Here is a 20,581-nt window from a genome sequence, read left to right on the forward strand (position 1 = left end):
AAGGAGGGTTGAACCCTCCTTATTTTTTGCTCGTTTTACTTGGAGCTTACCGGTACGCCTGCTTGATTGAGAATATCGGCTACGAAACCAATGATCTCGCTGATGAGATCCACAGCGCTAGATAGAATCATAAATAACTCCTTGACTAGGATTGGGACTTTATATTCCTATCGCTAATCCAAGCACATGACGTTACATCGGGGCAATGGTGTGCTTCTTCGGCAGGTCGCTTTCCTGCTTCGTTGCCAGCTGCCGCAGCGCTTGGCGGAGAGCCAACCGGGATTGACTCGGCTGAACCATGGCGTCTAAATAGCCGCGCTCAGCCGCAACATAGGGAGCGGTCATGGTCTCATCGTAGAAGTCCATGAACATCTTCTTGGTCATCTCGCGCTGCTCAGGGGTCTCGGCGGCGTCTAGCTGCTTACCGGCGATCATCACCACGGCGGCTGCGGCACCCATAACGGCGATCTGTGCGGTTGGCCACGCCAAGTTGATATCACCGGTCAGGTTCTTCGACCCCATCACGGCATAAGCACCGCCATAGGCCTTGCGCACGATGAGCGAAACCTTGGGCACGGTGGCTTCTACCACGGCGAAAGCAAACTTGGCGCCGCGGTGGATAAGGCCGACCTTTTCTTGCTCTACGCCTGGTAGGTAGCCCGGAGTATCCACCACGAAGACCAACGGAATGTTGTAGGCATCGCAGATGCGGATAAAACGTGCGCCCTTATCGGCGGCGTCCGCATCAATGCAGCCTGCAAGGTGCATGGGATTATTGGCTACAAATCCCACCGTCTTGCCATCGATGCGCCCAAAGGCGGTGATCATATTGGGCGCAAAGTTCTCTTGAATTTCAATGATGTCCTCGTCATCGCCCAATTGGGTCAACAAATCCATCATGTCGTAGCCGGCATTGGTGTCATCCGGCATGAAGGAGTTGAGGTCTTCGTCTTCGGCCACGTCGGCGTCGGAAGGCGCGGCGAATTCCGGGGCCTCATCAAAGCACGTTAGCGGCAGGTGGTCCAAGAGATCGCGCACCATGTCGAAGGCGTCTTCCTCAGAGGGAACGACGGCCGAAACGTTGCCGTTGAGCTCCTGCTGGCGAGCTCCACCCAGCTCGGCGGAGGTAATGTCCTCACCGGTGACCTCACGAATCACGTTGGGGCCAGTGACATACATTTCCGCTTCCTGGTCCACGGCAATCACAAAGTCCGTAGTCACAGGGGCATAGACAGCGCCACCGGCGGATTTACCCATCATGATGGAAATCTGCGGGCTGCGGCCGGACAGCGGCAGCTGGCGGCGGGCGATCTCGGAGTACATGGCCAGCGAGGTCACCGCATCCTGGATACGGGCGCCGCCGGAATCCTGAATGCCAATGACAGGGCAGCCAATCTTGATGGCCATATCCATGACCTCGGTAACCTTCTTGCCAAAGGTCACGCCGACAGATCCACCGTAGACGGTCTTATCGTGAGCGTAGATGCACACTGGGCGGCCGGAGATGCGGCCATAGCCGGTGACCACGCCATCAGAATAGATGGCCTCAGGGTCACCAGGGGTCTTACCCAGAGAACCAGTCTCGACGAAGGAACTCTCATCTAGCAGTTCATTGATGCGCTGGCGAGGCGTGGTGCGTCCAGCCTCGTCGCGGCGCTTGCGCGAGCGCTCACTTCCTGGGTCCTGCGCCTTATCCAGACGCTCACGCAGATCAGCGAGTTTCTCAGCGGTTGTCTGCTTGGCCGCCACGTACCTTCTCCTCGATCCATTCGTTCATATGCTTGCCCACGATGCCGATGGCCGGCTCGTCCGGTACTGCAAGGTGATCGCCTTGCAGCTGCACAATTTCTAGATCCTTAACGATAACTCCCCAACCTCCGTCGGGGTCAATCTCAGCGTAGCGCGGCTCCAGCTCAATCGCACCGTCATGCATGCGCTCGGAGCGGAAAAGCAGAACCGGCACGGTCACATCGGCCCAGCGGTGGAAGTCAATCTTGGCCAGAATCTGGTTATCCACGAAAGAGGCACGCTGGTGCTCTAGCACGCCTGCGGCTAGGCCGTGCTCGGAGGCGTCGGTAGTAGCGAGGAACTCCGCCAACATGGTCATGAGCGCATCCTCGCCCATGGTCTCCAGCATCTCGTACGGCGGCTCGAAGTCCAGTCCGTAGGTTTTCTTGGCAAAGGCCGCGTAGCGCTCCCACCGGGCACGGGTTTCTTCCGGCGTATCCGGAGCCGGGTTCGACGGCTGAGTGGTATCCAGCAGCGCGATGAACGCCACGTCCGCCGAATCCTGGCCGCGCTGGGTGCGCTGATGCAGCTGGTAGGCCACCTCATAGGCCAGCGCGCCGCCGAAGGACCAACCGCCGAGCACGACCTTGCGGCCACGAGCGTAGTGCAGGATGTCCTCGACATATACCTTGGCTCGCTCCTCTAGCGAACCCTCGATGCGCTCGACTCCGTAGACAGCCACATCCTCGGGCAGGCGGCGGGTCAGTGGCTGGTAGACCACCGTGGTGCCACCGGCTGGGTGGAACATGAATACAGCGGGGCCGTCGGCCTCGCGCAGCACGCGGATATTGCCCTCTACCTCGGTCTCTAGTCCCTCACGGACCAAGTCAGCCAGGCTCTCCAAGGACTCAGCCTCGTGGACCTGCTGGGTAGTGACTTCGATGCCTGCACGTTCGGTAAGGCGCTCGGCAATGTTGCTAGCAACCTCGTCGCTTATCTTGGGCAGTGCAGAGGTCACTCCCGCCGCGGCCTTGCCGGTAAAGGTAGCCCACGTGCCAAAGACCATGCGCTCGGAGGCATCGCGCGGGGCAACACCCACGCCCTGGCCCGGCTCATCTTCTTCTGGCGCAGGAGTGTCCTCGGAAGCAATCTCGCTGGTATCTACGTTACCGCCGGCTACGGCCTCTTCCACCATGGCAATGACGTCCGCCAGGGAGGCGTCGCGCAGCGCCTGCACCTGCAGCGGCGGAATCTGGAAGTCATTTTCCACGCGATTCTTAATGCGCATACCCATCAGGGAATCCAGGCCCAGGTCAATGAGCGGCAGCTCTCGCGGCAGGTCAGAGACGTCATAGCCCATGGACTCAGAAACGATGAGCGCGAGACGGTCCTCCACGGTTTCCTCCGTGGGATCCCAGCGCACGGCATCGACTTCTTCCGTCGCTGCAGGCGCGCTTTCGGGCACCTCAGCCACGCCTGGAATAGGCGCCGCCCCCAAATCCAAAGCGGAGGCAAAGCCTTCCGCCACCAGCTCTGTCTGTGCACCACGAACAGCGTAGACAGCCACGGACATACCGCCGATGGACTGATTTACCACCGTGGTGACCTCGCCGTGCGGTGGCAAATCGGCGTGTTCCTCGGTGGCGATGATGCGTGCTCCTGGCTTGACGGCCTCGGCCGCAGCCTCGACGATGGCCAGGGCGGATGGCGCTTGGTCCGCATTGGTGGAGAAAGCAACCTTGCCCTCGGGCAGGTTAACGCGTGCGCCCGGCAGGCCAGAAACGCCAGCCGATGGACGGGCATTGGTCCAGAAGCGCTGGCGGTTGAACTGGGTATAGGGAGCCTCTACGCGTGCGCCAGAGCCAAAGACCGCACCGAAGTCCACCGGCATGCCGGCGACATAGAGCTTGCTGAGCAAGTCGAGGAGAGACTCGGTGGGATCTACCTTGCGCTTTAGGGCATACAGCAGTTGCGCATCGGCCTTGCCTACCGCAAAGGCGGTGGACATGAGCCCCATGAGCGCAACCGGGTTTGGCGAGATTTCTACCAGCTGGTTGTGCCCGGCAGCGAAGGCTGCCTCGGTGGCATCCTGCAGGTAGACCGAGTGGCGGGTCATGCGCAGCCAGTAATCCTCATCATGCACGGTGGTTCCAGGACGATAGACCGTGCCCTTATCGACGGAGGAAAATAGCGGGGTGTGCAGCGGCTTGGCTTCCATACCTGCGATGGCAGCATGCAACTCTCCCAGGATGGGGTCTACGGCCGAAGTGTGCCCGGCCGCCTTCACATTGAGAGCGCGGGCGAATTTGCCTTCGCCATCGAGCTTTTCCACCAAGTCCAGCACCTCTTGGCGCGGGCCGCCCACGGTGGTCATACCTGGACCGGTGTACACGGCAGGCTCGATGTTTCCATCAAGCGCGGCAATATCCTCGGCAGAGAGCTCAACTACGGCCATGGCTCCTTGTTCGGCATCGCTTAGCGACGCCTCACCTTCACCCATCAACCGCGCGCGGTGGCAGGCGATTACCATAGCGTCCTCGGCGGAAATACCGCCCGCGGCATAGGCCGCTGCGATCTCGCCCATGGACATGCCCATCACACCGGCAGGGCGCACACCAAAGGAGGCCAGCAAGTCCGTCACTGCAATCTGGATAGCAGTAATGGCTACCTGAGCAGTCTCGGTGTCATATGTTTGCGCATCATCGTTGACAATGTCCATGATGGACCACCCGGACTCAAAGTCCACGATTTTATCTAGCTCTTCCAAGCGGGCCTTGAACTGTGGCGAGAGCGCAATCATGTCCTTGGCCATCTTGCGGTGCTGAGAGCCAAATCCGGAGTACACAAATACCGGACCCGGCACCTGCGGGGAATCCGCAGCGGCAATTCCCACGGAAACCTTGCCCTCGGCCACCTGGCGCAGGCGCTTGACTGCTTCCTCGGCGGAGCTAGCCACCACGACGGCGCGAGAGCGGGAGTGATTGCGGCGGGCGACGGTACGGGCGACGTCGACAAGCGCGGGCTTTTCCGCCTCAATGAAGTCCGCCAACAGGGCCGCAGCGCGTGCCCGGCGCGATGGCAAGAGGCCAGAGACCGGCAACGCGACCGTGTCGGTGGAAAGCTGCGGCTCGCGCTCGGCCGGGGTGCCGCGGTAATCGGTGAGCACGACGTGCGCATTGGTGCCACCAAAGCCAAAACCGGATACGCCAGCGACCTTGCGGCCGGAGTATTCGGGCCACTCGCGCGGGTCCTCGACTACTTGCAGGCGTTCTGCTTCGAAATCGATATAACGGTTCGGCGCCGAGTAATTGATATTCGCCGGAATCACATCATTGCGCATGGCCTGGATGACCTTGATAAGGCCCACCACGCCCGCAGCGGATTCGGAGTGGCCGATATTGGTTTTGGCAGATCCCAGCAAAATCGGCGCATCCGCGCCACGACCGGCGCCGAGCACCCGCCCCAAAGCGGAAGCTTCGATCGGATCACCCAAGATGGTGCCGGTGCCGTGAGCCTCGATATAGTCCACGTCCTGCGGATTCACGCCCGCATCGGCATAAGCTCGGCGGAGAACATCCTCCTGTGCCTCCGGATTCGGGGCGGTCAAGCCATTGGAGTGCCCATCGGAGTTGACGGCCGAGCCTTTAATGACAGCCAAGATATCGTCGCCGTCCGCCTCCGCGTCCTCCAAACGCTTGAGGACGAGGACACCAGCGGCATCGGCGCGCACGATGCCATCGGCGTCGTCAGAAAAAGCGTGAATGGCACTCGTCGGAGAGGTAACGCCCAATTCAGAAAACGCCGTCGACGCGTGGGGAGCGGCGAGGATATTTATGCCACCGGCCAGCGCCACGTCCGCGCTTCCCGTGCGCAAGTCCTTCACCGCCTGATTGACGGCTACGAGGGAGGAGGAGCAGGCCGTATCCACATTGATGGAAGGGCCGCGGAAATCTAGGGCATAGGAAATGCGATTGGCCACCACAGCCGAAGAAATACCGGTCAGCGCATAAGGATGCATCTCGGCAGAATCGGCGGCGATGAGCATGCCATAGTCATTATTGGTCGAGCCCATGTACACACCAGTCTGCGTGCCGCGCAGCTCGTTGGCAGGAACACCAGCGTCTTCTAGCGCTTCCCACACCAGCTCCAACAGGATGCGCTGCTGGGGGTCCATATTGGCGGCTTCGAGTGGAGAAAGACCAAAGAATTCAGCGTCGAAGGAAGCAATATCCTCGATATAGCCACCATCGGTATTTTGCTGGGCGATCTTCTCGCTCATTACAGGGTCCGCCAAGTACTCGGACCAACGTCCTACCGGCAGTGGACCTGTTCCGGCGCGGGATTCGGCCAGCATGGACCAGAATTCCTGGGCATTTTCTGCACCCGGGAAGCGGCCCGAAAGACCAATAACCGCGACATCGGCTCCATGCGCTATGCGAGGAGAGTGCGCCTCAGGCTGAGGCGCTGGAGCGTTCAACAGGCGATTTGCCAGCAATTCGATGGTTGGGTACTCGTATGCCACGGTGGCATCGAGGCGGGTACCGAGTAGATTTTCCAGTTCGCCAGATAGCACTACAGCATCCCGCGAAGAAAGACCATAGTTTTCCAGGGGCTTGGAATCTAGGATCTCTTCTGGGGAAACACCGGTGGCCTGGGCGACCCAGTCACGCAGCCATGCTCGCAGTTGCTCGATGGTCATAAAAGGTCTTTCATTACGAGAAGTTATTAAATGGCAAGAGGGTATATCGCTATATTTTGTCACTTTGTTAGCGATAAATCAGATCCCTACATAGTTCTTCTTAGCTACACGGCGCGCAATCTTGCCGGAAGAAGTACGGTTGATTTCCCCTGGGGCCTTCCACACGATGTCATCTGGCGTAATTCCATGATGCGAGGTGACGGCGGTGCGGATGACTGCGGACGCCTCTGCATCGCCGGCCGGCTGCGCATCATCGGCGCGCTCAACCAACAATACGAGAGATTCAGAATCCTTGCCTTCCACAGAGAAGGCGGCAACGGAGTCCGGTCGCACCTGCGTGGACGCTGCTTGTACGGTGCTTTCAATATCCTGCGGATAGTGATTGCGCCCAGCGATGACGATGAGGTCCTTCAGGCGGCCAGTGATATAAAGCTCACCATCCACGATGGCGGCTAGGTCACCGGTTGCCATCCAGTAATCGTCTTCTGGCAGGCCGTCCTGCTGGCGCTCACCCAAGGTATTGCGGAAGGTCACGGCGGTTTCCTCAGGCCGATTGAGGTAGCCGGTAGCCATATTGGGACCATGCACCCAGATTTCACCGATTACGCCGTCCTTGACCTCAGCGCGCGTTTCCGGGTCCACGATGGCAAGGTGCTGATGCGGCACGCACTGCCCATTGGACGCATAGGCCACAGTCGCGTCGGACTTATCCTCGATGATGGCGCGTCCCGCGGCCAGTTCGGCACGATTGAAGTGGGAGATGACTGGGCGCTTGTCGGTTTGCGGGGTAGATACAATAAGCGCCGCTTCTGCAAGACCATAGGACGGGCGCAGCACGGAACGATCCACACTGAAGGCATTCAAGAAGGAATCCACGGCTGCCTCCGTTACTGGCTCGGAGCCGATAATGATGCCTGCTACGTGCGAGAAATCAGCGTCCTTGGCATGGCGCGCGGCCAGTTCCAGCGCAAAGTTGGGGATAGCGGAGTACGTAGCTTGCTCCCGGGCGGTCAAACGCCGGATCCAGCGGTCTGGGTGTTGGATGAAATCGCGTGGGGTCATCATCTCGAAGTCCAAGCCCAAAATGGTAACGAGTACGGCCAAAATGATGCCCATATCGTGGTGCATTGGCAGCCAGGAGACGATGCGAGCCGGCATCTGCAATTGCAGTGCTTGGAAGATCTGCGCAACATTGGTGATAATCGCTCGGTTGGTGAGCTCCACGCCGGCCGGGGTCCGAGTGGACCCAGACGTGTACTGCAGGAAAGCGGTGTCCTCCGCGCTTCCCTCCACGGGTGTCCAAGAACCAGCCAAGGAATCAGGAAGAGCGTCGAGGGAAATAATCCGCGGGCGCTCACGCTGGGCAGAGAAGTACTTACGCACAGCGGCGGCAGAAACACGATTCGTCACCACGATAGGCGGTTCGCAATCACCGAATACCGCCTCCAGGTGGTCCGCGTGGCCCGGTTCATTGGGGTCATAAAGCGGAATCGGCACCATACCCGCGTACAGTGCACCCAAGAAGCCAAAGACGTATTCCGGTGAATTACCAGCCAAGATGGCAACGCGGGTGCCCGGATCTGCTACCTGCTGCAGTCGCGCCGCCACCACCTTGATGCGTTTATTGACCTGCGCGCGGCTAAGCTCCCGGCAGGTTTCTTCCTCACCGTAGATCCACTGGCGCATAACCACACGGTCTGGGTCAGTCTCCGCCTGGTAGAGCCTTTCTGCCAGCTGGGCCAAACTGAACTCGGGCGCTAGGAATTGCCCCATCTGCGCTTTCAGATCCATGGAATCTCCTTAAGTGAATGGTTTCTTTAATAAAACTATCGGAGGGTGGGGAATTGCTGTTACGCGGCGTCGATAAGCTGTCGGGCCCAGCCCACTACCCACTGGTTAGCCGTCGTGCCATCAATGACACCACTATTGGAGGCGTACTGCGCATGGACGCCATTCGCGGCAATCAAACCCTGCGCGCGCTCCAGCGCATTAGACACGTTTGGCGGGGCATCACAGACTGAATCATTGGGCGCACAAATCTGGAAGGTCCGATCCGCCAAGCTACCGAACCCATTCGGGCGCGCACCACGCATGGACGCACCCGGAACGATGGGCTGAACTAAACCGGATACCGGCTGGAGGGCAATTTCCGCACCCACGCCGCCGACCTTGCGGCCTGGGTTTTGGCCAACGCCATTTTGGCGGCGACCATCTGCAATAAGGGCCACACCTGCAATGCTTTCCGCCGGCACTGCACCCTGGCCGCCACCGATCTCATCGGCAACGTCACCTGCAATGACCGCCCCCTGAGAAAAGCCACTCACAATGAATTTGGTTGCCGGGCAGCTCTCATGCACACTGCGCAGCTCATCATTCATCTTGGCGGTTCCCTCATTGCGGGAATCGTCGTAGCTCATTTCATGCTGTGCATTGATGTTTTTAAACTGCGCGGTATAAGGAAGGGTCCATACCTTCACGTCCTCCCCGTAGGCCTCCTGCAATGGCTTCGTAATAGACAGCATGAACGAGCGCGGATTGGCAGAAGGATTAAGGGGATCGTCGTCAGCCGCAGATTCCCACGTACCCGGGGCGGAAATGAACTCCACGCGCGGGCACCACTCGGGCTGCTGCGGCGGTGGCGCAGCCTGCTCCGTGGAATGCGGAGCTGGGGAGTCATCCGTTCCACTATTGAGGTAACGCGACGCGCCCACGCCGATAACAGCTAAAACGACGAGGACTGCGACAACGGTAATGGTTTTTCTCATGGATTAGTTGTACCAGGTGAACCTAGCAAATCCCTGTACGTGCGGAATCCGTAATCAGCTTAGAAAGCTCTTCAAAGCCCATCGTGGTGCGCTGTTGCTCAACAAGCTGGCCGGCGACCGCAGAGAGGGTGACATCATTCTCATCACAGGCTGCTTTGCCCGCGCCGAGGAGCTGATCTTCTACGCCATCAACGTTGACGCCGGCGTTTTTTAGCCTGCCTAGGTACTTTGCTTCCGATTCCGGCAGCTCGGCGGTGGGAATTTCAGAGATCTCACGCGCACCGCGGTCTTCCTGCGACTTAGAGGATGTCTCTTCCGCAGAGGTAGGGGCCTCCGACTCCCGCTCGAGGGGCGCGACCTCGGTCTCTTGCGAAGGCTCGCTATCCACCGTGGCAGAACCGCACCCCGCAAGGGTCAAGCACAGCGCCGCGCCCACTACTACTAGCTTGCGCATGACTACTTCTTCTCGGTCCGAACCTGGCCCAGAACCTCGCTGATCTTGCCGTGCTGGAATTCCTGGCTCAAGCCACCAGCGGCAATCTCGGAGTAGTCAGAGGTAGGCCAGCCGAACTCGCCCTGCTCCCAGCCAGCCTGGCCCCAGCGGTCCATAATCTTGCTCTTCAGAATGTAGTGCGCACCAGTCTTCGGGGACCAGTAGATGCTGCCCTTTTCAAAGGTCTGGAAGAAGCCGCCATTGACGGCGTTCTCTCCGGACGTCGGGAAGCCGAGCGCAGACTCCGCGCCGCCCATGTCCTTGTATTTGGCGCCGATAGCACCGTGTACTACCTGGTTGGAGCCATCCGGGTTACGGGTAAGGATTCCGTCCTGGAATTCCTGCATGTAGCCCTCACCGACCTTCTTTACCGAGCCGGTCGGGTACTTCAGGTCGCCCTTTTCGTAGCCATTCTTGCCCCAAGCCTGGAACATATCGCCGGTAATCTCCCAAGCGCCAGTCTCCGGGGACCAGTAGATGGAGCCGTGCTCAAAGTGCACGAAGCGGCCCTTGCCATCTGGCGTCTTGGACTCGCCGGTCTTCGGGAAGCCAAGCCAGGAGGTTGGTCCGCCGATTTCGGCGTAGCGAGCACCAATGCGGCCGAAGAGGGCATGCGCACCGGTGTCTGGGGACCAGTAAGCGGTGCCAGACTCGAAGTCCTGGGCCTTGCCCTTCTTGGCGACGTCGTACTCATTATTCAAGCAAGAGCCAATAACGCCGCTCTTGGTCTCCTTAGCGATGGCTCCGATTGCCTCACAGTCCGCACCGCGGTCGGCCTTGTCCATCTGCAATGCATCCGCGATGTATGGCCATGCCTGCTGCATCTCAAACTGCCAGTATTCCCAGCTGTGCACGCCGGATGGGCGGAACTTAACCACAGGGTCAATCTTGGCGCGCTTCGCATAATCAACATAGGTCTGGGTGGACATACGGGAGATGACCTCCAAGCCCATGCCAGCGAGGTTTGCCTGGCCCTTAGCCACGGAGTTGGCGTTGCCAAAGTCATCCTTGCCCGAACCTGCGGAGACATATACCTTCATGTCCTTCAGGTTTTCAATGCCCAGCTTTGGATCATGGTCGATCCAGTTTTGGGAGCCCGGCTGGCCCCACATCTTGCGGGAATCATAACCGCCGGCATCGCGCTGCGAAGCCATGATGGCTTCCGGCATGCCACGCGTAGTGGTATCGAGGTAGCCGGAGAAAGAACCCACGAAGCTAAACAGGTGCGGGTTGCGCTCAGCCAGGTTCATCGCGGCAGTACCGCCCATGGACAGGCCGGTTACCGCGCGCTTGTGGTTGGAGCGGTACTCATTGTCCAGGATCGGGATCAATTCCTTGGTCAGGAAGGTCTCCCACATATAGTGCTTACCGCGGTCTGCTTGCTCCCAGTCCGAGTAGAAGGAAGACTCGCCGCCTACCGGCATGATCAGGTTGACGTTGCGGTCGGCGTACTGGTTCAAAATATTGGTTTCAATGGTCCAGCCGGACTCATCATCACGAGCACGCAGGCCATCCAGCGCCCATACCTCTGGGAACTTCTTTTCTGGGTGGGAGTACCAGTCACGGGCGAGCTGGATTTGCACCTTCTGCTCTTTATCCGGCATCGCCGCGGACTTGATGTAGACCATCAAGTGGCGGTTGGTTAGGTACTCTACGCGGTTGATCTTCACGCCCTCCGGCAGACCCTTAACATCCGGGTACTCGGTGTTCAGCGGGGTGCGGGCAGGTGGATCCTTGGGTGCGAAATGATCGGACAGGCTGGAATCGCCGCCGATTGCGGAAGAGAGATCGCCTACAGAAGATTGTGCGGTGGCGTTTGGCAGCAGGGCCAAACCCACGGCGATGGCGGTAGGTACTGCGGCCACAGCAAGGCCCTTGCGAGCCTTGCTCGGGGAAGTGCTTTTGCGCATAGGTAAACGTCCTTGAAGATTTGCCGCGGTACCTTTCCGAGGGTTCCCCTCCCCCGGACCGATGCCTACGGCGTGAGCTGTCTATCGTGTACTCAAGTTTAAGTTGAACTTGAGACTTACGCTAGACAGACACGCCGCTACATTGCCGGGGAATTACCCGGATTATCCTGTCCGCTCACGCGGTACAGGTGCTCGTTGACGAACTCGCCTACGCCCCAGCGCGCCAACTCGCGGCCATAGCCGGAGCGATTCACGCCGCCGAATGGCAGGCCTGCTGCGGTTACCGACGCCTCGTTAACAAACGTCATGCCATCGTTGAGCTGGTTGGCTACTTCAAACGCAGCATCCAAGTCAGTGCCCCACACGGAGCTAGACAGACCGTACTCAGAGTTATTGGCAATCTCGATGGCCTCTTCGACGTCCTTGGCCTTGTACACAATCGCCACTGGGCCGAAGATCTCGTTGCAGCCTACGTCGGCGGATGGGTCGACGTCGGTAAGCAGGGCAGGCTCCATGTAGGCGCCCTCGCGATCGATCTTCTTGCCGCCTACGCGAATCTTGGCGTCGCCGTTGGCCGCAGCCTTTTCGAGGCGCTCCACAATCTCATCGCGGGCGCCGATGGAAGACAGCGGACCAATGTCGGCATTCTCGTCATCATAAGTGCCGACCTTCATGTCCCCGATCTTCTTTTCGAGGTACTCAACGGTGCGATCGTAGAAGTCCTCAAGAACGATAAGGCGCTTCGGTGCATTGCAGGCCTGGCCGGTGTTGTACATGCGAATCAGGTTGAACTGATCCAGTACCCACTCCAGATTTTCATCATCGATAACCAGGAATGGGTCATTGCCACCCAGCTCCAGCACGGACTTCTTGTAATTTTCACCAGCGGTCTTAGCAACGGCAGAGCCTGCACCCTCGGAGCCGGTCAAAGAAACGCCCTTGATGCGCTTATCCGCTACAAAAGCATCCATCTGGGAACCGGAAGCATAAATGTTAATATACGCATCCTTCGGCAGACCAGCTTCTTCCAAGATGTCCTGACATGCCTGGGAAGACAGCGGACAGATGGAAGCGTGCTTGAGCACGATGGTGTTACCCAGCAGCAGGTTAGGAGCTGCGAAGCGGGCTACCTGGTAGTACGGGAAGTTCCACGGCATAATGCCCAACAATGGGCCAATCGGCTCCTTGCGTACCACGGTCTTGTGCGCGTTCTGAGCCGGCAGGTACTCATCTGCGAGCAGCTCGTGCGCATGCTCGGCATAGTAGCGATAGATATCGGCAACAATCTGCACTTCAGCCTTCGCCCAACGGGTCAGCTTGCCCATTTCACGACCGATGTGGTCTGCCAACTCATCGATGCGCTCTTCATAAAGGTCTGCAGCGCGGGACAAAACCGCGGCACGCTCCTCGATGCGAGTACTACGCCATGCATCGTAGGCCGCGGTGGAACGGTCTAGGATGTCATCGCGCTGCGAATCATCGATGCGTTCAAACTTGTCTTCACTCTTGCCTGTGCTTGGATTCTCAATAGCGAACATGGGCCCCTGTATAGTCGCGGATCACAACCCACGCAAGCTTATGGAGCGACGAACTCGGCTCTAGATTGGGCTAGTTACGCAGGATTTACAACTCCCCGAAACCCCAGTAAACGAATAATTTAAGGATCGTTTATTTAATGATTATTTGATGCCAAGCGACAGGCCAATGCCCCCCATCCAGATCCAACACCTATGTCCGGCTTGAATGCCACTAAGAAGCAGCCCACGTAGCTTCTCGGAACCTGTACTGACGCAAAAACATATGAGACGTAACTGTTGCACCCTTTTGTAACACCTGTGAACGTACCACCCAGTACTATCCCCACGATTGAAGGAATGGCTATGGCCGTACTGCTTCAAATCAACGAAATCGTTTCTGGTCCCATTAAAGACCTTCTAGTTCACATTTCTGGAGGAAACTTCCCAGAAATTAAGCTCCCGAACATATCTTTGCCGGAAGTAAACCTCCCGGAGCTTCCACCAATGTCGTCTCCGACTTACCCAGAAGAGGTTAACCTTGAGGTTGGCGGTTCCTCTTTCGGCGACTTGGGTTCCTCGAATTTCCTCAACGAGACTGGCTCTTCCGAGCTACTGAACGACTTTCAGTCTTCCGAACTGGATCTCAGCGCACTAGGCAGTGTTTTGGGCGGTTAACCCCCCATTTAACACTCGGCACCTTACCACATGCTAGTGATATTGAAAGCTCCTGCAGCACGGCACTAGTTTAGGCATGCGCCTCCCACCCGCAATCTTTTATCATCTAGTTTTAGGGAAAACGTCCTCTTGATTGGCGTGCTACAGGTTGGGCGCCTATTGCTAGGCCATAGGTTCTTTCAGATCTTATGAAAAGCGAAGCAATCGGTTAGTACAGCATGGACGTAGAAGATTGTCGACTTTAACCAGTTTTCTTTTCCAAAACTCTACTACATGTCGAACTGGATCAAGTCGTTAGACAATCGCGTTTTCGAGGGGAGGCACCATTCGGACAGTCTTCCCTGTCGATCTCCTCCCCAATGCGATGCGTTTGAGCCGCTCTTTAATTCCCCCTCCTCTGACTGGCTGTCAGTGGCCGTACGGCCATCGTTTCGGACGACGGTTGCAAGTCAGCGGAAAACCGGTTTTCTATACGCGACGTTGCAGTATTTCATAGCGTTCGCGCACTCCCGTTGCACCTATTCCCTACCTATTCCCTCTGCTAGTTAAATATACACCGGTGCATCAGCGCCTATTCACGCGTTACTGTTTCAAAACACTTAGGCCGGGAAACTCGCACTTGTCACAAACGGAAAAATGATACTTTCACAGACTCGGATTCAAGAGCCTCTAAGCTCACACGGCTACCAATTTTCACCCCCCATAACAGGAATTACTGCCCCTCAGAGTTGGATATTCTCTGTATAAGCACTACGTTTGTCGGGGTGATGAGCAAACCTCACACACTCCTATTGTTCCCGATCCCTAAGACCATGAAAAATATAAAAAACAGGATAGCTGCCGGCTTCATCGCCCTCACCGCGAGTTTCTCCCTCGCCCAAACTGCCAACGCAAGCCAAGGGCAGGAAATGGTTACCTTCGGTGATTCTATTACCGCCAACGGCGGAGCACCTGGTAGCCGCGCATCTACAAGCCCCTACAAGCCCTACATCCAATTCCACCCCTGCTTTAATGACAAACGGAACTGGGCGCATCAAACCGCCGATAACTTCCATTACACCCTCGCAGATTATTCCTGTAACGGGACCAGCTACTCGGTCGACGCCTACGTAAATGACGCTATTCGTACCGGCAATATCGGACTCAACACTAAAGAAGTCGTTTTCATGTATGGGGGCCTTCAGCCAGACACTCACATAGATGCCCTAGCCAACTCCACCCTCCCAAACATTCCTAAAGGATCCAACTATCGAGCGCTGCTTGGCTTAGAGTTCGGCAAAATCCGCCGAGTTGCCCCCAAAGCGCGGATCACTATGGTCAACTACCTGCCAATGACTGTAAATGACACGCTGTGCGCGATTAACGATGGCATCAGAGTTGTGCCTATCTCCTTCCCAGGTGCTACTAATGCGGAAGCCGAATTCAACCGTGAAATCGGACGCGCAGCACAAGCTTTAGGAGCCAACTTCATCAACCTCTATGACCAGGCCAAGACCCACGACACTTGCCAACCTGACGCCACTCAGCGTTGGACTGTAGCGTTGAAAACTCAAGCGGCACCTTCCGTCATGCCTATGCACCCGACAGATATCGGACACGACGGAATGGCCAGAATCATCACCAGCGAACTTCAAAAGCGTTAACCAGACGACAATCCCAGGAAGAACCTAAGAATGCGACTCCACACTAAAATGGTTGCAACTTCCATCGCAGCCGCAGCTCTCATGGCCGGAAATATCACTGCAACAGCCGCAGTAGCAGGCAACACTGTCCTCACCGGAGACAGCGTGGTAGCAAACCCAACGCTCACCGATTTCTTGCAAAATAAAGCCAAAGTCAAGACAAATACCGGAGTAGGCTGCGTCACCGACGGCTCCATTGCCAATGAAATAGCCATCGCTTCTGGGGGCGCCCACGTGGATCAGTACCAATGCGCAGGCGCCTCTTTCGCAACTGGCGGTATACACATTGAAGACACGCTTCGAACTGCCGCACAACGCGGCGATCTCAACCCACAGACCAAAAACGTAGTCATTGTCGCAGGCGCCAACGATACATACCCATACGGGTCTGATGTTGCTGCTTCGGAACGCGCAATCCGAAGCGGTCTGCGTAACGCCATTAACGTAGCACATCGCCATGCTCCAAATGCTAAAGTCACTGTTGTCGGCTACCCACATGTATCTTTCAATAACATGTCCTGCTACAACAGTGGCTTGGGGTCATCAAACCCACTACCCATCCCAGCCGGTAATACCGCTGGCACCGAACAGCGCCTCCAAAACACACTCCGTGAAGTCACGCAACAAAACAACGCTACCTTCCTCGACGCATGGCCGATGTCCCAAGGACACGACGCCTGCTCCCCAGACCGATGGTGGGTAAATCTCGTCGACATCATGCCACCAGCACCAGGAAACCTGCCTTTCCACCTCAATGCCCACGGCACACACGAATATGGCCGTTTCATTGGGCGAAACATTGCAAAATAGCCCCATGCCGCCAGTTCCGAGTAAACAATCAAAGGCCTAGGCTTTTCTTCCCTAGTACATTGGATAGACTCTTGCACGCCCAAAGAATCACTGCCGCACTTTTAACCGCAATACTTACAACCACGGCCCTAGCACCCTCCGCTCAAGCCCTCCGACCAGGAGACAAATACGTAGCACTCGGGGACTCCTACGCCTCCACGGGCACAATCACACGGCCTGCTCCGGGGAGCACCCCGGCCTGCGTCAGGGACCGAGACAACTACCCCCACCGACTAGCTGAGCTCCTCAACCTCCAGCTCGACGATGCCACCTGCGCTTGGGCGTTTACCTACCAATATGACAACCCTCAACATCACGCTCTGCCTCTCACCGCTCCAAGTCCTCAGAAGCAACATCTCACCCCCGACACAAAAATAGTCACCATTAGTCTCGGGGGAAACGACGCAGGCCTAGCCGCCCTTTTTGCTAGTTGCGCACCCCACGTTCAAATTCCCGGACTACCCGAGTGCGCGCCCCTCGCCGAGCCTGTAACAGATGGAAGTATCTACAACCCCGATTTCACTGGCAGGAATCTTAAACAGCGACTGATCGATATAGCCAACGATGTAAAGAGACGCGCACCGGCAGCCCAAATATTCTTCACAGGTTACTACACAGCCGCGACCCCAGAGCACACGTGCCCAGAAAGTGGCTTTCTCTCCCTAAGCGATCGACGATACATTGAAAGCTTTCTCACTAAGGTGAACTATACGCTTAAACAGGCAGCTTTGGAGTCACACACGACTTACATCAGCCCCCCAAATGACGATGAAGGTTGGTGCAAACCGCCGCATCAACGAAACTCCAACTTCCACGGGCTTCCCGAGGGCAATCTAATCGCTCATCCCACCGCATTAGGCCAACAACACATGGCACAAGAAATCGCCCGCAAGGTTCGCTAACCTCCTGCCCGAGCGGAGCAGTTGAAAATTTCAGTGGCTACTGGCCTAGACAGTCGAGCAATTCGAGCCTTAGGTAGTTCGGAGGCTCGTGATTTCCTCAGATTGTAAACACCGAGCGCGGTTATCTGGTCGTTCATGCGTCTGCCGGAGACCTTTGGTTGCGGTGACTGTTTACAAAACGCGTTAATGCGGCCGCGGCATTCGTGTAGCCAGGCGAGAAAGGATTTTACGGTGCCTAGCTTCACGAAGTCTACACCAATCAACCAACTCGGGTCTCAGAGGTCCTCCTCTAGCGATGGACAGCCAAGTTAGCGAGACCTGGATATTGACAAGCACGCCAAACTTGACGTACCCCGTAAAGAAGTAGCTAAGCTAAACATGAAAAGGGAGTTCTTCTCAAAAACGGCAGCCTACTTCGTCACAAAGCAAAGAAGATAGAACGTTTGGGGATGCGGGCATTTCAGGGCTTTTCAGAGTAGCAGCTTGCATCGGCGTTGATTGATGCTTAGCCCCAAGCGTTCTAGGCTTTCTCATATAGTGATATGAGTACGGGGTCAAAAATACCCCTTTAAGCAATGAATTGTTCAATTTAACAACCAGTGGATAGCAGTCGAAAGAGAAATCCACCGAATCCCCCGTCGAGGAACGGTCCCCACTCAGTTATGTTGAAGAAGTGTAGTTTAGTCGCTCTGGTTAATCTTGGCGGCATCTCGAAAAATTTGAGCAACTTGCTAGATTGCTCGTAGTTTTAGCTGGATGTAGAGTGACCCCACTATATAATTTTCCACCACCCGGGCATTCAGAAGTATTCCCAACTGAAGCCCCCAGCCTTTCCGTATTGTACTGCTCCCCATTACTTCGCCTGAGAAATCAATTACCTACTCTAGTGGGGAGCAGTTGTATTCGCGCACGTAGTTCGTTGTCAGTGGCGCAGCGGGAGAATTGGCGGCCCGAGTTATGGTTACTAGGCTGCAGCTCAACATGTTGGTGTTCGCGTTGATCCAGTCCTTGTTTTGTTTGGTCGAGTCTTGCTCCATGGCAAGCTATGTCTTGTGAAAGGCCTTCAAAGCGTGCGGTTGCCGAGTTTAGGGTTGCAGGCCGCAAAGTGTATTTGTCACCGGTAATGGATCTCTTCGACCGCTGTATTGTCGCTCACACCGTGTCGCCATCACCGTCGATAGAGTTTATCGCCAAATTCATTGACAAAAGCGATTGCGGCTTGTGCGCCGAAGCCTGGGTGGGTGATGCACACCTATACCAAGGCTTCCAATACCAGCAGTCGACCTGGCGTACTTTGATTCACGACAACGGCGGTGTTCAGTCAGTGTCGCGTAAAGCCAACTGTGACGACAACGCAGTAATGGTCAACCTTTCGGACACTTAAAACCGAGATGTACCACGGAGAAGATTTTAGCAACGTCGAGGAACTCACCCATGCTATCGAAGATTACATCCAGTGGTACAAAACCGAACCCATCCAACCACGACTAAAGGGCCTGACCCCGATGCACTATCGGAATCAAGCCCTTGAACGTCTAACCACCTAGAATTAAACCAGCCCAACTTTTGGGGACCAGTTCATATCAGAAGGCAAGCAGAGGGGAGAATAGGCTTAGAAAAATCTCATCCTACACAGACGAATTGAACTCTCTAGGCTGTCGACTTGCCAGGAAGCTCAGGGCGTATAACCTTACCCATTGGGTTGCGAGGAAGATCAGTAACGAAAAACACGTCGCGAGGAGTGTGCGCGTCGGACAAGCCCTCGCGGACTAGCCGGCGAACTTCATCTTCTGTAAGCTCCTCCGAATTCACGCCGTCTTCCCGAATGATGTAGGCACGGAGAGCCTGGCCAAAGTCAGGATCTTGAACGCCGTGTACATGTACCTCTGCGACACGACTGTCTCGGATCAGTAAGTCCTCTAGCTCAGAAGGGAAAATCTTCTCACCATACTGCGTAATTACTAGGTCGTCCGCACGCCCGCCCACGTATAGCTTATTTCCCTTCTTATAGCCGCGATCACCCATACGCAGTAGCCCATTTTGAGTTTTAATATCAATTGATGGATCGGTATATCCGGCAAACATGTCGTAGGCACCGGCGAAAATCTCCCCTACTTCGCCGTCGGGAACCACTTGACCGTCATCGTTTCGTATCTCAATCATTGAGCCTGGGTGAATAGTACCAGTCAACGTTGGGTCTGCCGCCAAGTCTTCGGCTGCCGAAATCGCAAGACCAGAAGTTTCAGTGGAACCGTAGCAATTGTGGAAAATGGGGCCGAACTTTTGATTTACTTTTTGCACCTCGTAAGGGGTGAGGGGGCTACCCGAGGACGTTACAAACTCAAGGCCAGGCACGCGGTCAATACCGTTCTTATCCAAATAACCTATCATCCCGCGAAGCCGAGAGGCGGAGCTGATCCACGCATCCACACCATACCGTTCCACTTGTTCAAGTGCTTTCGCTGAATCGAAATTGCGTTGAGTAATGATCGTCGAACCGGTAAATAAGCACAACAGCATATTACCCCAGCCGTAGAAGTGAAATAGTACGCCTGTAAGAAGGACAGACATATCTCGGCGCCATGGGATAGCGCCCAAAATCGGTCCAATACCCTGAGGCGACTTAAGCTGGCGGCGTACAACTCCCTTCGGCATTCCTGTGGTACCCGAGGTCATCACGACATGCTGAGACTTCGTAGGCTTTTTGGGCAGGAGGTTCAAATTAGGACTGCCGGCTTCTATGACTCCCTCCATAGTAAGGACACCCTCAGGGAGGGAGGAGCTATCCTCCACGTGACCAATAATGATCTGACAGGTCTTCTTAGTAGTCTCAGTAAGCCTTTCATAGAAGCATTGGTCCACGACGAGTGTTTTAACTTCATGGAACTCAAGCACGCGCTCGATCTGGGGGCCAGAGCTATTGGCGTTAATCATAAAAATATGGTAGCCGGCCATCTGACGTGCGCAAAGCGGGAATATTGCTGCACGCCCGTTTAGCGCCATGACGGCTACATTGCTTCCGTCCTCCACCCCGTTTTTGAGAAGTCCGGTTGCTAGTCGAGTCACTTGCTCGAAGCACTCACCAAACGTTAGCTCGCCGTCATCATCAACTAGGCCCAGACGTTCAGGATGACGGCGTGCGGTATTCGCCAATGCGCCACTCTCCAACGTCCCAAACCGTCGAATAGTCTCAAAGTCGGACCTTACTTCCCGTGCCGAACCGAACTCAAAGATATTGTTTTTCCGAATGACGTTAAGAAAGTAAAGGAACTGACGAACAACTTCCTTCCTAGGAACACCATGCTGAGTGTTCGGTTGCAGTGTATATTTTGACATTATTTTCCTTTCACGGCTTAAATGA

13 protein-coding genes are annotated in these 20,581 nt (G+C 56.2%); 5 read left to right on the plus strand and 8 right to left on the minus strand.

Annotation, left to right across the window (positions count from 1 at the left end; all coding sequences use genetic code 11):
- Positions 1 to 192: 192 nt before the first annotated feature.
- From ACP8J1_RS10975 to ACP8J1_RS11005, 7 genes are all read right to left on the minus strand, one after another.
- Positions 193 to 1,749: an acyl-CoA carboxylase subunit beta gene (locus tag ACP8J1_RS10975; RefSeq protein ID WP_023020058.1), complete on the minus strand. Its 1,557-nt coding sequence runs from the start codon at positions 1,747 to 1,749 to the stop codon at positions 193 to 195.
- Positions 1,724 to 6,427 carry a type I polyketide synthase gene (locus ACP8J1_RS10980; RefSeq protein ID WP_023020059.1) on the minus strand — a complete coding sequence of 1,568 codons (4,704 nt, stop codon included), beginning with the start codon at positions 6,425 to 6,427 and terminating at the stop codon, positions 1,724 to 1,726. Before ACP8J1_RS10980 ends, ACP8J1_RS10975 begins: the two co-directional genes overlap by 26 nt.
- A gap of 78 nt (positions 6,428 to 6,505) precedes the next feature.
- A complete protein-coding gene (locus ACP8J1_RS10985) occupies positions 6,506 to 8,218 on the minus strand; it encodes an AMP-binding protein (protein ID WP_023020060.1) in 1,713 nt (570 codons plus the stop codon).
- Positions 8,219 to 8,277: 59 nt separating this feature from the next.
- Positions 8,278 to 9,192: a cutinase family protein gene (locus tag ACP8J1_RS10990; protein WP_023020061.1), complete on the minus strand. Its 915-nt coding sequence runs from the start codon at positions 9,190 to 9,192 to the stop codon at positions 8,278 to 8,280.
- A 22-nt stretch (positions 9,193 to 9,214) separates the two neighbouring features.
- Entirely contained in the window at positions 9,215 to 9,646 is a 432-nt protein-coding gene (locus tag ACP8J1_RS10995; RefSeq protein ID WP_023020062.1) for a hypothetical protein, read from the minus strand.
- 2 nt (positions 9,647 to 9,648) lie between these two features.
- Positions 9,649 to 11,595 (minus strand): alpha/beta hydrolase-fold protein, encoded by a 1,947-nt coding sequence (locus ACP8J1_RS11000; RefSeq protein WP_023027781.1) that lies wholly within the window; start codon positions 11,593 to 11,595, stop codon positions 9,649 to 9,651.
- A 137-nt stretch (positions 11,596 to 11,732) separates the two neighbouring features.
- Positions 11,733 to 13,133, minus strand: a complete 1,401-nt coding sequence (locus ACP8J1_RS11005) for an NAD-dependent succinate-semialdehyde dehydrogenase (protein ID WP_023020064.1) — start codon at positions 13,131 to 13,133, stop codon at positions 11,733 to 11,735.
- A 342-nt stretch (positions 13,134 to 13,475) separates the two neighbouring features.
- Here ACP8J1_RS11005 and ACP8J1_RS11010 point away from each other — a divergent pair, with 342 nt between their 5' ends.
- The 5 genes from ACP8J1_RS11010 to ACP8J1_RS11030 all read left to right on the plus strand — a co-directional run bounded on the left by ACP8J1_RS11010 (position 13,476) and on the right by ACP8J1_RS11030 (position 18,767).
- Entirely contained in the window at positions 13,476 to 13,787 is a 312-nt protein-coding gene (locus tag ACP8J1_RS11010; RefSeq protein ID WP_023020065.1) for a hypothetical protein, read from the plus strand.
- An 812-nt stretch (positions 13,788 to 14,599) separates the two neighbouring features.
- Positions 14,600 to 15,430, plus strand: coding sequence for a GDSL-type esterase/lipase family protein (locus ACP8J1_RS11015; protein WP_198010438.1), 831 nt, complete (start codon positions 14,600 to 14,602; stop codon positions 15,428 to 15,430).
- A gap of 48 nt (positions 15,431 to 15,478) precedes the next feature.
- Entirely contained in the window at positions 15,479 to 16,279 is an 801-nt protein-coding gene (locus ACP8J1_RS11020; protein WP_232212561.1) for a GDSL-type esterase/lipase family protein, read from the plus strand.
- Entirely contained in the window at positions 16,162 to 17,220 is a 1,059-nt protein-coding gene (locus tag ACP8J1_RS11025; RefSeq protein ID WP_084278981.1) for an SGNH/GDSL hydrolase family protein, read from the plus strand. Before ACP8J1_RS11020 ends, ACP8J1_RS11025 begins: the two co-directional genes overlap by 118 nt.
- A gap of 1,391 nt (positions 17,221 to 18,611) precedes the next feature.
- Positions 18,612 to 18,767: an IS3 family transposase gene (locus tag ACP8J1_RS11030; protein ID WP_023020071.1), complete on the plus strand. Its 156-nt coding sequence runs from the start codon at positions 18,612 to 18,614 to the stop codon at positions 18,765 to 18,767.
- Between the two features lie 103 nt (positions 18,768 to 18,870).
- Here ACP8J1_RS11030 and ACP8J1_RS11035 read toward each other — a convergent pair whose 3' ends face one another.
- The gene (locus tag ACP8J1_RS11035) at positions 18,871 to 20,556 is read right to left on the minus strand and encodes an AMP-binding protein (protein ID WP_023020072.1); all 1,686 of its coding nucleotides are present in this window, start codon (positions 20,554 to 20,556) and stop codon (positions 18,871 to 18,873) included.
- Positions 20,557 to 20,581 lie beyond the last annotated feature (25 nt).

Source organism: Corynebacterium sp. LaCa_205 (assembly GCF_057458085.1).